Here is a 14,674-nt window from a genome sequence, read left to right as displayed (position 1 = left end):
CGGAGCGGAGCAACAGCGGCTGTGGTGCCCCGGCAGAGCCGGAGACCGATCACCCCCGCACGCACAAACGGAGCAGCTCGACAGGACCAGCGAGGGTGCCGTCGACCCACCCGGAGCGGCCATGCCGGTCGACCCCGGCCGGTCAGCCGCGACCGAGGGTGCTCTCCCGCAGGGCGAGGCGGTAGGGCGCGACCAGTTCCCGGGCCGGCGCGTCCCGCTCCCCGCCGAGCCGGCCAGCCAGCAGCTCGACCGCGAGCCGGGCGATCCGTTCCTTGTCGGGGGCGACGGTGGTGAGGGTCGGCATCGCGAACCGGCCGTCCTCGATGTCGTCGAACCCGGCCACCGCCACCTCCTCGGGGACGCGCAGCCCGTGCTCGTGCAGGGTCCGCAGGGCGCCCAGGGCGAGGGTGTCGTTGAAGCAGAAGACCGCGTCCGGGCGTACCCCGTTGGTGACCAGCTCCCGCACGGCCGCTGCGCCGTCCGCGCGGTGCCAGGCCGCGGCCGGCGCCACCAGGGTCTCGTCGTAGTCGATGCCCGCGGCAGCCAGGGCCTGGGTGTAGCCGGCCAGCCGGAGCCGCGCGCTGGCCCCCTCGGGGGTACGCTGCGCGCCGATCGCCGCGATCCGGCGCCGGCCGAGACCGATCAGGTGCGCGGTGATCTCCCTGGCGGCGGCCACGTTGTCGATCACCACATGGTCGGCCGGACCCTGATCGATCCGTTCGCCGAGCAGGACCATCGGGGTACCGTCCAGCCCACCGGCCAGGTCCTCGGCGGTCAGTGCCAACGGGCTGAAGATCAACCCGTCGATGAGGTGGTCCCGGATACCGGCGGCCACCACCCGTTCCTGTTCCCGCGCGCCGCCGGTCTGGTCGATCAGCACCGTCCAGTCGTACCCGGCCGCTGCGGTGACGACGTGCCGGGCCAGTTCGGCGAAGTACGGGATGTCCAGCTCCGGCACCGCCAGGGCGATCACCCCGGTCCGCCCCTTGCGCAGGTTGCGGGCGGAGAGGTTGGGCCGGTAGTTGAGCTCGGCGATCGCCTGCTCGACCCGGGCCCGGGTGTCCGGTCGGACGTGCGCGTAGCCGTTGACCACGTTCGAGACGGTCTTCACCGATACCCCGGCCCGCTCGGCGACGTCCTTGAGCCTGTGTCGCACGCCGCACCCTCCCCCGGTCACCTGCGCGCACTCTACCGCGTACGACGGCCTTTACAACGTTGACTACAACGTTGTAGAAAGCTTGCGACGGTCAGTGACCCCGGTCACTGACTCTGGGGACGAGGAAGGTGACACGTTGCAGACCGCGCAGCTCACGATCGACCCGGCGTTCCGGGTGGCGCCGGTGGACCGCCGGCTCTTCGGTTCCTTCGTCGAGCACATGGGGCGGTGCGTCTACGGCGGGGTCTTCGAACCGGGGCACCCCACCGCCGACGCCCGTGGCCTCCGCACCGACGTGCTCGACCTGACCCGGGAGCTGGGCGTCTCCGTGGTCCGCTACCCCGGCGGCAACTTCGTCTCCGGCTACCGCTGGGAGGACGGCATCGGCCCGGCCGGCGACCGGCCCCGCCGGCTCGACCTCGCCTGGAAGTCCATCGAGACCAACGCGTTCGGGCTGGACGAGTTCATGACCTGGGCCCGGCAGGCGGGCGTCGAGCCGATGATGGCGGTCAACCTCGGCACCCGGGGCGTGCAGGAGGCCTGCGACCTGCTGGAGTACAGCAACCACCCGGGCGGCACCCAACTGTCCGACCTGCGCCGCAGACACGGCGCCGAGCAGCCGTACGGGGTGCGGCTCTGGTGCCTCGGCAACGAGCTGGACGGGCCGTGGCAGGTCGGCCACAAGACCGCTGCCGAGTACGGTCGCCTCGCCGCCGAGACCGCCCGGGCGATGAAGATGATCGACCCCTCGATCAGCCTGGTGGCCTGCGGCAGTTCCAACCGGGGCATGCCCACCTTCGCCGCGTGGGAGGCCACCGTCCTGGAGCACACCTACGAGCACGTCGACTACATCTCGGCGCACACCTACTACGACCCCTCCGACGGCGACCGGGCCAGCCTGCTCGCCTCCGCCGTCGACATGGACGCCTTCATCAACGACGTGGTCGCCACCGCCGACCACGTGGCCGCCAAGCAGCGGCACCGGCGCCGGTTGAAGATCTCCTTCGACGAGTGGAACGTCTGGTACCAGGCCCGGTTGCAGGCCGACCTGGACCGGCGCGGCTGGGTGGAGGCACCGGCGCTGATCGAGGACACCTTCACGGCGGTGGACGCGGTGGTCGTCGGCGACCTGCTGGTCACCCTGCTCCGGCACGCCGACCGGGTCGGGGTGGCCTGCCAGGCGCAGCTCGCCAACGTCATCGGCCCGATCCGTACCCGCACCGGCGGCCCCGCCTGGCGGCAGAGCATCTTCCACCCGTTCGCGCTGACCGCCCGGTACGCCCGGGGCACCGTGCTGCGGACCGAACCGGTCTGCCCGCGCTACGAGACCGCGAAGTACGGCGATGTGCCGGTACTGGACACCGTCGCGGTGCACGACGAGTCCACCGACGAACTGACCGTCTTCGCCGTCAACCGGGGCCCCGGCGACCTGCCGCTCGACATCGACCTGCGCGGTCTGCCCACGCTGGACGGAGTGGCCCACCTGACCCTCGCCGCCGGGGACGACCCGGCGGCGGCCAACACCGAGGCCGAACCCGACCGGGTGACGCCCCGGACGCTCCCCACCCCCACCGGAGACAACGGGCACTGCACGGTACGCCTGCCCGCCGTCTCCTGGAACGTGCTGCGTTTCGCGCCCCGGCGCTGACCGGCACACTTCCTACCGTCCCCCAAGGAGAGTTACCCCATGATGCACAGCGAGATGAGCCGGCGGCGCCTGCTCGGCCTCGGTGTCGGGCTCGGCGCGGCGGCCACCCTGACGCTGGCCGGCTGCGGCGGCGGAGACGACAAGGAGTCGACCGCGTCGGGCAACGGTGGCAAGGAGTACACCGGACCGAAGGTCGACCTGAACCTCTGGAACGGGTTCACCGGCGGTGACGGTGACATCTTCAAGAATCTGGTCGAGCAGTTCAACACCGAGCACGCCAACATCGCCGTGTCGGTGGCCACCTACCGGTGGGAGGACTACTACGCCAAGCTGCCGGGCGCGGTCTCCAGCGGCAACGGGCCGGACATCGCGGTCATGCACATGGACCAGCTCGCCACCTTCGCCGCCCGGGGCGTCATCACCGAACTCGACGACGTGGCGAAGGCACTGGAGCTGACCGACTCCGACTTCGCACCCACCGTCTGGCAGGGCGGCCTCTACCGGGACAAGCGGTACGGCATCCCGCTGGACATGCACCCGCTCGGCTTCTACTACAACAAGGCGGTCATGCAGTCCGCCGGCCTGGACCCGAACAAGCCGCCGCTGACGAAGGACGAGTACACCGCCGCGCTGACCGAGCTGAAGAAGTCCGGCGTACAGGGCTTCTGGGTCAGCCCGTTCCAGTTCACCGGTGGGATGACGTTCTACTCGCTGCTGCACCAGTGGGGCGGCACCCTCTTCGACGCCGAGGTCGCCAAGGCCACCTTCAACTCCGACCCGGCGGTCGAGGCGTGCACCTGGCTGGTCGACATGATCAAGCAGGGGCACTCCCCGGCCAACGTCGGTCAGGACGCCGACTACCTGGCGCTCAAGAGCGGCAAGAACGCCTTCAACTGGAACGGCATCTGGCAGATCAACGACCTGAAGAAGAGCGCGGACGTCCAGTGGGGGGTGGCACCCCTGCCACAGATCGGCAGCAGGCCAGCGGCCTGGGCCAACTCGCACAACTTCACCATCGTCAAGCAGCGCAGCGCCAACGCGAACGAGGTTGCCGGCTCCAAGGTCTTCATCAACTGGCTCAGCCAGCACTCACTGGACTGGGCCGCCGGAGGTCAGGTGCCGGCCCGCAAGGCGGTCCGCGAGGACGCCGGGTTCAAGGCCCTGACCGAGGTGGGCGCGCTCGCCCCCGAGCTGGACTACGCCGCCTTCCCGCCGGCCGCCCCGGGCATCGGCGAGGCACTGCTTACCTTCTACCAGTCGTTCAACGAGGCGACGCTCGGCAAGAAGTCGCCGAAGCAGGCGCTGGACGACGGGGCGGCCAAGGCGACGAAGCAGCTTGAGGACAACCGCAAGAAGTACGGAAACTGACCTGTCGTGGCGGACGTGATCGAGGCTGGGGCGGCGCGTACCGACGCGCCGCCGCCGGCCGCCCGCCCCTACCGGGCCGGTGGGTCCGGCCGCTTCACCCCGTACCTGTTCCTGGCCCCGTACCTGCTGGTCTTCGGGGTGTTCGGCCTGCTGCCGATCGTGCTGGGCATCTGGCTGAGCCTGCACCAGTGGGACTTCCAACTGCCCAACCGGCCCTTCGTCGGGCTGGCCAACTACGCCGAACTCTTCTCCAGCGACTCGGCGATCTACTCCGACTGGTGGCAGGCGGTACGCGCCACGGCGATCTTCACGGTCGCCTCGGTGCCGCTGCTGGTGACCGTACCGCTGGGGCTGGCCCTGCTGCTCAACAAGGCGTTCCCCGGCCGGACCTTCTTCCGGGCGGTCTACTTCGCGCCGTACGTGGTCGGCGTGGCCGTGATCGGGGTGCTCTGGCGGTTCCTGCTGGACGCCAACCTGGGCCTGGTCAACCGGGTCGCCGGGGTGTTCGGGCTGCCCGCCGACACCCCGTGGCTGACCGGCATGCCGTGGGCGTGGATCTCGCTGGTCGGGGTGACCGTCTGGTGGACCTGCGGATTCAACGCGGTGATCTACCTGGCCGGGCTCCAGGACATCCCGCCGGAACTCTACGAGGCGGCCACCATGGACGGGGCCGGCACCTGGGACAAGTTCCGCAACGTGACGCTGCCCGGGTTACGCCCGGTGCTGCTCTTCGTGGTCACCACCACCGTGCTCGCCTCGGCGAACATGTTCGGCCAGTCGTTCCTGATCACGCAGGGGGCGCCGGGGACGGAGACCCGCACCGTGGTCTGGTACATCGTGCAGGAGGGGCTGCGGGACAACGACGCCGGCCGGGCCGCGGCGATGAGTGTCGTCTTCGCCCTGCTGCTGGCGCTGGTCAGCGTCGCCAACTTCCGGCTCTTCCGCTACCGGGAGGACTGAGGTGCCCATGACGTCGGCACTGCGCCGCACCGCCCGCTACCTCGTGCTGCTCGCGCTGGCCCTGGTCTTCGTGACGCCGCTGGCCTGGATGGTCGTCACCTCCCTGAAGGACTATCCGGACGCCCAGCGCATCCCGCCGAGCTGGCTGCCCGACCCGGTCTCCGGGTACGGCTACGAGCAGATCCTCGGCAACTCGGCCAACCCGGTGCTGCGCTGGTTCGTCAACAGCATGCTCGCCGCCACCCTGCACGCGCTGCTGGTACTGGTGACCGCCGCGACGGCCGGGTACGCGCTGGCCCGGCTGCGGTTCCGGGGACGGAAGGTGGGCTTCGCGCTGATCGTGGCGACGCTGTTCATCCCGCCGACCTCGCTGATCATCCCGAACTTCCTGGTCGTCGACTCGCTCGGGTGGATCGACACCCTGACGGTGGTGGTCGTACCGGGGGCGGCCAGCGCGTTCGGGGTGTTCTTCCTCCGCCAGTTCTTCCTCTCCCTGCCCCGGGAGTTGGAGGAGGCGGCCGTGCTGGACGGCGCCAACCAGTGGCAGATCTTCATCCGGGTGGTGCTGCCGCTGTCCAAGCCGGCCCTGGCCACCCTCGCGGTGCTGTCGTTCCTGACCAACTGGAACGACTTCCTCTGGCCGATCTTCGTGCTGTTCAGCCCGGAACAGCTCACCCTGCCGCCGGGGCTGGGGCTGCTCCAGGGCGCGTACGTCACCGACTATCCGGTCATCATGGCCGGCGCGGTGCTGGCGAGCGTACCCGTGCTGGTTCTCTTCGTCCTGGCCCAGCGGTACGTCATCCAGGGTGTCTCCCGTAGCGGCCTGAAGGGATGAGGATCCGACCACGGCCGGCCACCCCGGCGACCCGGTCCCGGGGTGGTACGGCGGCACTGGTCGCCGCCGTACTCGCGGTCACCGCAGCGACCACCGGGTGCCGGGCCGACGACCCATCCCCGACCACGGAACGCGAGAAGTCGATGTTCACCAACCCCGTGCACCACACCGACACACCCGACCCGCAGGCAATCCGGGTCGGCGACACCTGGTACCTCTTCCACACCAACGCCGATGGCCGGAACGTGCCCGTGCTGACCTCGCCCGACCTGGTGGACTGGACACCGGCCGGGGACGCCCTGCCGGAGCTGCCCGGCTGGGCCGACCCGGGCAAGACCTGGGCGCCGGAGGTCATCGCCCTGGCCGACGACCGCTACCTGCTCTACTACACGGTCGCCGGCCACGAGTCCGGTCGGCAGTGCATCGGCCGGGCGGTGGCCACCTCCCCCGGCGGGCCGTACCGGGACGACTCGACGGCGCCCCTGGTCTGTCAGGCGGACCGGGGCGGGGCCATCGACGCCAGCCCGTTCCGGGACACCGACGGCAGCCTGTGGCTGCTGTGGAAGAACGACGGCAACGCGATCGGGGTGGACACCTGGCTCTGGTCGCAACGCCTCTCGCCGGACGGACTCAGCCTGGTCGGTGCACCCCACCGGCTGCTGAAGCAGACCGAGGCGTGGGAAGGGCATCTGATCGAGGGTCCGTTCCTCTGGCGGCAGGACGGCACGCTCTTCCTCTTCTACGCGGCGAACGCCTACGACCGGGCCGAGTACGCCGAGGGGTACGCGGTCTGCGAGTCACCGGCCGGGCCGTGCGTGAAGGCGCCGGAGAACCCGGTCCTGCGAACCAACACGGTCGCCTCCGGTCCGGGCCACGCCTCGATGGTGGCGCACAACGGGCGGACCTGGCTGCTCTACCACGCCTGGCCGCCGGGCCAGGAGGGCGCGGTGGACCCGGGCCGGCAGCTCTGGCTCGACGAGGTCACCTGGGACGGTGGCCGACCCCGGGTGCACGGGCCGACCGGCACCCCGCAACCCCGCCCCTGAGCGGGGCCGTCTCCCCCTGACCGCCCGGCGCCGGGTGCGCGGCGCCGGGCCACGGGCGGCAGGACCTGCGGCGGTACCAGGTGACCGGGCTCCGGGGAGCAGCCGTCCCGCCGGTCCGACCGGAAAGTTCCGCGTTTCGCCGACATGAACATCGACTTATCTGAAATCTTGGTAACCAACCGAGAGGAACCAGTCACCATCCGGAGGTACCGTTGAGCGCACCGCCCACTCTGCCCGACGCGCTGCTTGGAAGGGTGCTCACCCTGGGCAAGGAGGACTGGCGCTACGGCTGCCGTCGACTGCGACTCCGGGTCGAGCAGGTCCGTCACGACCTGTCCCGCTACTACGACAACGAGTGGATCTGGCTGGTCGGCGAGACGCTGGGGCCGGACGGCGCGCCGCAGGGCCGGATGGGCGCCCTGGTCCGGGTCGCCGCACTCGCGGCCACCGACTGAGCATTCCGTCCCGCCCGGGGGCTTGCGCTCAGCGCACCTGGTGTGAAAATTTCCTTCTGGCGGCAGATAGCCCATGGCGGATTCTTGCTAAGTTGCGCAATCCTGCCCAGTCCGGCCGCCGCACCCTGCTCCGAGCCCCAACGGAGGGACACACCGCATGAAGGCAACTCGGCTCAGAGCCGCCGGGCTGGCCGTCGCGCTGCTCGGTACGCTCGCCGCCGCCTCCCCCGCGTCCGCCACCGAAACCGAGGGGGCGGCCCCATACACGCAGAGCACCTGCCAGACCGACCCCGCGACACCGAAGCGTCAGTTCCGGGCCATGTGGATCGCCTCGGTGGTCAACATCGACTGGCCGACCAAGGCGTCCTACACCGCACCGGACCGGATCGCCGCCCAGAAGGCGGAGTACGACGGCTGGCTCGACCTGGCCGAACGGCTCAACCACAACGCGGTCATCGTGCAGGTCCGGCCGACCGCCGACGCGTTCTGGCCGTCGCCGCACGAGCCGTGGTCGGAGTACCTGACCGGGGTCCGTGGCCAGGACCCGGGCTGGGACCCGCTGGCCTACCTGGTCGACCAGGCGCACAAGCGGAACCTGGAGTTCCACGCCTGGTTCAACCCGTACCGGATCTCCATGCCGGACGGCGCGGGCGCCGACATCGACAAGCTCGCCCCCGGCCACCCGGTGCGGCAGCACCCGGACTGGGCGGTGGCCTACCCGCTCAACGCGGCCGGCTCGCGGCTCTACTACAACCCGGGCATCCCCCAGGTCCGCGAGTTCGTCCAGACCGCGATGATGGACGCGGTCAACCGGTACGACATCGACGGGGTCCACTTCGACGACTACTTCTACCCGTACCCGGCGGCCGGGCAGGACTTCGGTGACCAGGCCACCTTCGAGCAGTACGGCGCCGGCTTCGCCAACAAGGCCGACTGGCGGCGGCACAACATCGACCTGCTCGTCCAGGAGATGAACGGGAAGATCAAGGCGGCCAAGCCGTGGGTGAAGTTCGGGGTCAGCCCGTTCGGCATCTGGCGGAACAAGTCCGCCGACCCGCTCGGCTCGGAGACCAACGGCTCACAGTCGTACGACGCCAACTTCGCCGACACCCGCAAGTGGGTGAAGGAGGAGTGGGTCGACTACATCCTGCCGCAGATCTACTGGCACATCGGGCTCGCCGTGGCCGACTACGCCAAGCTCGTACCGTGGTGGTCCGAGGTGGTCGAGGGCACCGACGTGCAGCTCTACATCGGACAGGCGGACTACAAGATCGCCGCGGCCGGGCAGCCGGCCCCCTGGTTCGACCCGAACGAGATGTCCAAGCACCTGTACTTCAACCGGGACTACCCGCAGGTCGCCGGGAACGTGCACTTCAGTGCGGTGCAGGTGCAGGCGAACCGGCTCGGGGCGACCGACATCTACGCCCGGGACCACTACTCCCGGCCGGCGCTGGTGCCGACGATGTCGCACCTGCCCGCCAAGCCGCTGCTGATGCCGGTGGTGACCGGCGCGACCCGGTCGGCCGACGGGGTACGGCTGAACTGGCGGCAGCCGGCGGACGGGATGGGCCCGCTGGGCGAGGCCACCTCGTACGCCATCTACCGGTTCGACGGGACCGGCCTGGCGGAGCCCTGCGGCTTCGCTGACGCCGCGCACCTGGTGGACACGGTCCGGGCCACCCCGGACGCGGTCCAGTCGTGGGTGGACCGCACGGCCGAGCCGGGCGCGGAGTACACCTACTACGTGACCGCGCTGGACCGGCTGTACAACGAGAGCCCGGCGAGCCCGCCGCGCTTCGTACGCTGATCAAGACCGGATGCCCCGGGATGTGCCACACATCCCGGGGCATTCGTCTTTTTCAACTCATCTCATGAAATTCACCCCGGGCAGGGGGATCAAAGGTCACCGATTGATCGAAGCTGGTTCCCATCCCGGTACCAGCCGGTAACCCCGTCCCCGGCGCCGCTGTGCGGTGCCGGATCCCTCAGGAGGTACCCCGTGCCCCGCCGTCTCACCACCCTGCTGGCGGCCGGTGCGCTCGCCCTGCTGACCCTGCTCGGCACCGCGTCGCCCGCCGCCGCCGTCACGTCCTCGGAGAAGCTCGCCGTGCTCTCCAGTTGGACCCAGACCAGCTCCACCAGCTACAACAACTGGAACGCGGCCCGGCTGAACAAGGCCGCCTGGTCCGCGTACGCCTTCGACTGGTCGACCGACTACTGCTCGTCCAGCCCGGACAACCCGCTCGGCTTCAGCTTCAACCTCTCCTGCTACCGGCACGACTTCGGCTACCGCAACCACAAGGCCATGGGTGCCTTCACCAGCAGCGCCAAGGCCCGGATCGACGACGCCTTCTACGCCGACCTGAAGCGGGTCTGCGCCACCCACAACTCCCTGGTGCAGCCGGCCTGCTACAGCCTGGCCTGGACCTACTACCAGGCGGTGAAGGCCTTCGGCTCGGTCATCATCAGCCAGTCCGAGCTGGACCGGGCGGCCCGGATGAAGGCCGACGCCGAACGGCGGGCCGCCGCGACGCTCTGACCCCGGATCAGGGCCGCTCCCAGCGGTCGGCGGTCTCCCAACCGGCCTCCCGCAGGACCGGGCGGGTCGCCGACCGTGGGCGCGGCGGTTCCACCTCGGCGAACCGGGCCGACCCGGCGGCCAGATCCGGATGCTCCACGGACAGCGCGATCTCCGCCGCATCCTCCAGGCTGAGCTGGGTACCGGCCGCGTACGCGGCATCGAATGCGGGGTCGCCCAGCTCGGCCCGGAGCTGCGCCTGCCGGGCCAACCAGTACGCGCCGAAGGTGCCCGGCGTGGCCCGCAGCACCGACCGGGTGGCCTGGGCCGCCCCGAACAGCCGGGCAGCCGTGACGGTGAGCCCCTCGGCGGCGCACCGCACCGCCATCGCGTTGAGGGTGTCGCAGGCCCGGCCGTGGAAGCCGTGGCTCATCCGGGAGCGCAGCGCGACCACCAGGTGGTCGTGCGCGGCGACCAGATCGTCCCGGGCCAGCGCCACCATGCCCAGCAGCATGTCCACCGAGCGCCGGGCCCGCTCCACCGGGCGGGCCGCCTCCACCGGCCGGGCCGCACCGAGCAGCTCCGCCGCCTCGTCCAGCGCACCCCGCTGCCAGAGCAGCTCGGCCAGGCTGTACACGGCGAGCAGAGCGTCCCCGGAGACCCCCTCCCGGCGGGCCCACTCGATCACCTCCCGGCAGACCCGTTCGGCCTCCGCGAGCTGCCCCATGTCCACCAGCGGCCCGGCCCGTCCGGCGAGTACCCGGGCCAGCAGACCGGCGTCCCCGGCCTGCCGGGCCGCCGCCTCCGCCCGCTGCGAGAAGCGCAGCTCCTCGGCGAACTCACCGTCGGCACCGGCGTGCAGCGAGTGCATGTGGTACGCCGCCGCCAGCTCCGCCTCGGCGATCCGTTCCCCGGTCTCGGCGATCCGGCTGTAGAGCCGGAACAGCCAGAGCCGCCCCTCCCGGGCCAGCCCCCGCTCCCGCCACCAGTGGTCCAGACCGCTGGCCAGACGCAGGCCGGAGCGGGCGCTGCCACCGGTGGCCGACCAGCGCAGCGCGGCCCGCAGCTCGGCGGCGAGCGGGTCGAGCGCGTACAGCGACAGGTTCACCGGGTTACCGCCCGGACCGAGGTACGCCTGTTCGAGGGCGTACAGCGACCAGGCCACGTGCCGGTCCCGGGCCGCCTGCTCCTCCCCGGCGTCGACCAGCCGACGGGCCGCGTACGCCCGGATCGGGTCCAGCATCCGGTAGGTGGCCCCGGTCGCACCCGGCTCGGCCACGATCATCGACTTGTCCACCAGCACCGCGAGCGGACCGAGGGGATCCTCGTCGAGCAGCCACTCCACGGTGGCCAGTTCCACCGGTCCGGCGAAGACCGCCAGCCAGCGCAGCAGCCGCGCCGCCCGGGGCCCGAGGGTGCGGTACGACCAGGTCACGGTGGCCTGCATGGTGACGTGCCGCTGGGTGGCCGTCCGGTGGGCGGCCCGGCTCGCCGGCGGGGTGACCTCACCCCGGGCGGCGGCGGCCAGGTCGACGGTGTCCTCCTGGCTGGCCGACCAGCGGGCGCCGGTCAACACCGGCTGATCCGCTTCGGTCCGCCCGGCGTCCAGGACGCCGAGCACGTCATCCAGCCGCTCGGCGAGCTGCCCTGCGGAGAGCACCCGCAGCCGGGCGGCGGCCAGCTCGATCGCCAGCGGCAGCCCGTCCAGCCGCTCGGCCACCCGGCGCAGGGCGACCGCCTCGGCCGGGCCCGGCCGCCGGCCGCCCCGGGCGGCGGTGGTCCGGTCGAGCAGCAACGCGACGGCGTCGCTCTCCCCACCGCCCGGACCGGGCTCCACCGACAGCGGCGGTATCCGCCACACCACCTCGCCCGGCAGGCCGAACGACTCGCGGCTGGTGGCCAGCACCCGCACCCCGCCGCCGCCGGTGAGCAGCCGGGCGATCACCTGGGCCGAGGCGGCCGGCTGGGCGTCGCAGGTGTCCAGCACGACCAGCATCCGGCGGGCGGCGGCGTACTCGACCAGGGTGTCCACCATGGGCCGGCCCGGCTCCGGGCGGAGACCGAGGACCGCGGCGACCGCGAAGGCCACCAGCCCCGGATCGGTCACCGTGGCGATGTCGACGAACCAGATCCCGTCCGGGTACGACTCGACCAGGCCCGACGCCAGCTCCACCGCGAGCCGGGTCTTGCCGGCCCCACCGGCGCCCAGCACGGTCACCAGCCGGTACTGCGCGACCAGGTTGCGCAGCTCGGCCCGCTCGGCCTGCCGGCCGACGAAGGAGGTCACCTGGGTGGGCAGGTTGTGCGGGCTGGATTCGGCGGTACGCGGTCGGGGGAACTGCCGTTCCAGGCCGGGTGCGACCAGCTGGAAGATACGTTCCCGGTCGTCGAAGCCGCGCAGCCGGTGCAGGCCGAGATCGAGCAGGGACGCGCCCGCCGGCAGCGGGGCGGCGTGCCGGGCGGTCGCCGCCGAGCAGAGCACCTGGCCACCGTGGGCAGCCGCGGCGATCCGGGCCGCCCGGTGCACCTCGGCGCTGGCGTACTCGCCGGCCACCGGTTCGGCGTACCCGGTGTGCAGACCCATCCGGACCCTCGGGATGGCCTCCGGCGCCGGCCAGTCGTGCCCGGCCAGGGCCCGCTGGGCGGCCAGCGAGGCGTCGAGCGCGGCGGCGGCGTCGGCGAAGGCGACGAAGAAGGAGTCCCCCTCGGTCAGCAACTCGGCACCGGCGCTGGCGGTGAGCGAACGCCGCAGCAGTCGTCGGTGCTCGCTGAGCAGCGGACGGTACTCGGCGCCCAGCATCCTGGCCAGTCGGGTCGAGCCCTCGATGTCGGTGAACATGAAGGTCACCAGCCCGCTCGGGAGGTCGGCCCGTGGCGACATGCGTGGCACCTCCGCCCCTCAAGTCGGCTTCATGCTGCCCTATGGTCAAGCCGTTACGCATCGTGAGAACGGTCGGGGCCGATCCGCCCCAACGTGCCGACCAGCCACCCCGGGTAGTCGATCCGCAACACGGGGTAGCTGATCCACATCGGCCAGGACAGCCTGCTGGTGGCCCGGCGACCATCGCCGGGACCGGCGTCAGCAGCCGCAGCCACCACCACAGCAGCCGCCCCCGGCCGGGGCACCACCGACCGGACCGGAGCCGGCCCCGCCCCGCCCGGTCACCGCCACTGTGGAGAGCAGTTTGACCGTGTCGTCATGGCCCTGCGGACAGGAAGCGGGCTCGGCGGCCTGGGCCATCGGCCGGTTGACCTCGAAGGTGTCGCCGCACGCGCGGCAGCGGAACTCGTACCGGGGCATGTACATCAGCCTACGACCGGTCCTGACGTGACGGCGGGGATGGGTGATACTCGACAGGTGTTGGACGGCGAGAAGAAGAAGACGCACCGGCCCCTGCGTTCCGCCGTCCCCCCGGCGGAAGGCCCATCAACCAGCTCCGGGTCGACCGCGCCCATCGGCGCCGACCCGGTCGCGGAGCCCGAGACCGTAGCCGGCCCGGAGCAGGCCGCACCCGGAGCGGGGACCGCCCGACCCGGAGCGAAAGCCGACAGCACCCCCGAGCCGAAGGCCGACAGCGCGCCCGAGGCCGAGACGGACAGCCCACCCGCCGCGAAGACCGACGGCACGGCTGACGCGAAGACCGACGGCACGGCTGACGCGAAGACCGACGGCCCACCCGCCGCGAAGACCGACGGGGACGATCCGTCGACGGGTACGGACACGCCGGACGCCGGGGGCACCGATGCCAAGGCACCGGCCACCGGACGGCGTCGACGCATCCCGTTCGCCCACGCGGTCCGGCTGCCCCCACCCCGGCAGGCCGCCCGGGTGGCGGTGACCGCCACCCGGGCCTGGTCCCGCCGCCCCAGCGGCCGGCTGGTACTGCCCGGGCTCTTCCTGCTGGTGCTGGTCACGGTGACCGCCCTGGTCGGGGCCCTGCTGGTCCCGGCATCCGGGCGGACCCCCCGGCCGGCCGCCCAGACCGATCCGTCCGGCCCGGCGACCGGTTGGCCGGACGGCGGGCCGTCCGCCGCCACCCCGGGCGTACCGACCGGCCCGCCCGGTGGCGTCACCCCATTCCCCGGGCAGTTCCCGGGCGGCCCGGTGACCGGCCGGCCGGCCGACGCCCTGGTGGTGTGGGCCCAGCAGACCGCGCAGAAGGTCGGCATCCCGGTGGTCGCCGCGCAGGCATACGGGTACGCCGAACTGGTCCTGCGCAACACCATGCCGAGTTGTGGGCTGACCTGGACCACCCTCGCCGCGATCGGGTACGTGGAGTCCCGGCACGGCGCCGCCAACGGCGCGGTGCTCGGCCCGGACGGGCAGGCCCTGCCGAAGATCATCGGCGACCCGCTGGACGGACAGGGTGGCCGGATGCGGATCGCCGACACCGACCGGGGTGTGATGGACGGCGACCTCACCTACGACCGGGCGGTCGGTCCGATGCAGTTCATCCCGACCACCTGGCAGGAGATCGGCGCGGACGCCGACAACGACGGGCAGAAGAACCCGCACGACCTCGACGACGCGGCGCTCGCCGCCGGCAACTACCTCTGCAAGGGCGGGCGGAACCTCACCATCCCCGGGGACTGGTGGAACGCCATTCTCTCCTACAACGACGTACGCCGGTACGCCCAGGACGTCTTCGACACCGCCAACCGGTACGGCATCGCGAGCCGGACCTGAC

The 14,674-nt window shown here is 71.8% G+C and carries 12 protein-coding genes; 9 read left to right on the top strand and 3 right to left on the bottom strand.

Annotation, left to right across the window (positions count from 1 at the left end; all coding sequences use genetic code 11):
• Window positions 1-142 precede the first annotated feature (142 nt).
• Window positions 143-1,156 (bottom strand): LacI family DNA-binding transcriptional regulator, encoded by a 1,014-nt coding sequence (locus V6U90_RS02720; RefSeq protein ID WP_334430949.1) that lies wholly within the window; start codon window positions 1,154-1,156, stop codon window positions 143-145.
• A gap of 136 nt (window positions 1,157-1,292) precedes the next feature.
• Between V6U90_RS02720 and arfA the strand changes: the two genes are divergently transcribed.
• The 8 genes from arfA (at window position 1,293) to V6U90_RS02680 (ending at window position 10,007) form a co-directional block, all read left to right on the top strand.
• On the top strand, window positions 1,293-2,804 hold the full coding sequence (gene arfA, locus V6U90_RS02715) for an arabinosylfuranosidase ArfA (RefSeq protein ID WP_334430948.1): 1,512 nt from the start codon (window positions 1,293-1,295) through the stop codon (window positions 2,802-2,804).
• 39 nt (window positions 2,805-2,843) lie between these two features.
• Window positions 2,844-4,172, top strand: a complete 1,329-nt coding sequence (locus V6U90_RS02710; RefSeq protein ID WP_334430947.1) for an ABC transporter substrate-binding protein — start codon at window positions 2,844-2,846, stop codon at window positions 4,170-4,172.
• A 6-nt stretch (window positions 4,173-4,178) separates the two neighbouring features.
• A complete protein-coding gene (locus tag V6U90_RS02705; RefSeq protein ID WP_334430946.1) occupies window positions 4,179-5,132 on the top strand; it encodes a carbohydrate ABC transporter permease in 954 nt (317 codons plus the stop codon).
• 7 nt (window positions 5,133-5,139) lie between these two features.
• Entirely contained in the window at window positions 5,140-5,967 is an 828-nt protein-coding gene (locus V6U90_RS02700) for a carbohydrate ABC transporter permease (RefSeq protein ID WP_334430945.1), read from the top strand.
• Entirely contained in the window at window positions 5,964-7,013 is a 1,050-nt protein-coding gene (locus V6U90_RS02695; RefSeq protein ID WP_334430944.1) for a glycoside hydrolase family 43 protein, read from the top strand. The genes V6U90_RS02700 and V6U90_RS02695 overlap by 4 nt, the downstream gene beginning before the upstream one ends.
• 212 nt (window positions 7,014-7,225) lie before the next feature.
• On the top strand, window positions 7,226-7,468 hold the full coding sequence (locus tag V6U90_RS02690; RefSeq protein ID WP_334430943.1) for a hypothetical protein: 243 nt from the start codon (window positions 7,226-7,228) through the stop codon (window positions 7,466-7,468).
• A 157-nt stretch (window positions 7,469-7,625) separates the two neighbouring features.
• Complete coding sequence (locus tag V6U90_RS02685; RefSeq protein WP_334430942.1) at window positions 7,626-9,275, top strand: glycoside hydrolase family 10 protein; 1,650 nt, start codon at window positions 7,626-7,628, stop codon at window positions 9,273-9,275.
• A 192-nt stretch (window positions 9,276-9,467) separates the two neighbouring features.
• Window positions 9,468-10,007 (top strand): phospholipase, encoded by a 540-nt coding sequence (locus V6U90_RS02680; RefSeq protein WP_334430941.1) that lies wholly within the window; start codon window positions 9,468-9,470, stop codon window positions 10,005-10,007.
• 7 nt (window positions 10,008-10,014) lie between these two features.
• Here V6U90_RS02680 and V6U90_RS02675 read toward each other — a convergent pair whose 3' ends face one another.
• Both V6U90_RS02675 and V6U90_RS02670 read right to left on the bottom strand, forming a co-directional pair.
• Window positions 10,015-12,867, bottom strand: a complete 2,853-nt coding sequence (locus V6U90_RS02675) for an ATP-binding protein (RefSeq protein ID WP_334430940.1) — start codon at window positions 12,865-12,867, stop codon at window positions 10,015-10,017.
• A 198-nt stretch (window positions 12,868-13,065) separates the two neighbouring features.
• Window positions 13,066-13,287 (bottom strand): FmdB family zinc ribbon protein, encoded by a 222-nt coding sequence (locus V6U90_RS02670; protein WP_334430939.1) that lies wholly within the window; start codon window positions 13,285-13,287, stop codon window positions 13,066-13,068.
• 57 nt (window positions 13,288-13,344) lie between these two features.
• Between V6U90_RS02670 and V6U90_RS02665 the strand changes: the two genes are divergently transcribed.
• On the top strand, window positions 13,345-14,673 hold the full coding sequence (locus tag V6U90_RS02665; protein WP_334430938.1) for a lytic murein transglycosylase: 1,329 nt from the start codon (window positions 13,345-13,347) through the stop codon (window positions 14,671-14,673).
• The last annotated feature ends 1 nt before the right edge of the window (window position 14,674 follow it).

The organism is Micromonospora sp. CPCC 206060 (assembly GCF_036906895.1).
GTDB lineage: Bacteria > Actinomycetota > Actinomycetes > Mycobacteriales > Micromonosporaceae > Micromonospora.
The sequence above is the reverse complement of the archived record's forward strand: the minus strand, read 5'-3'. Positions and strand labels throughout refer to the sequence as shown.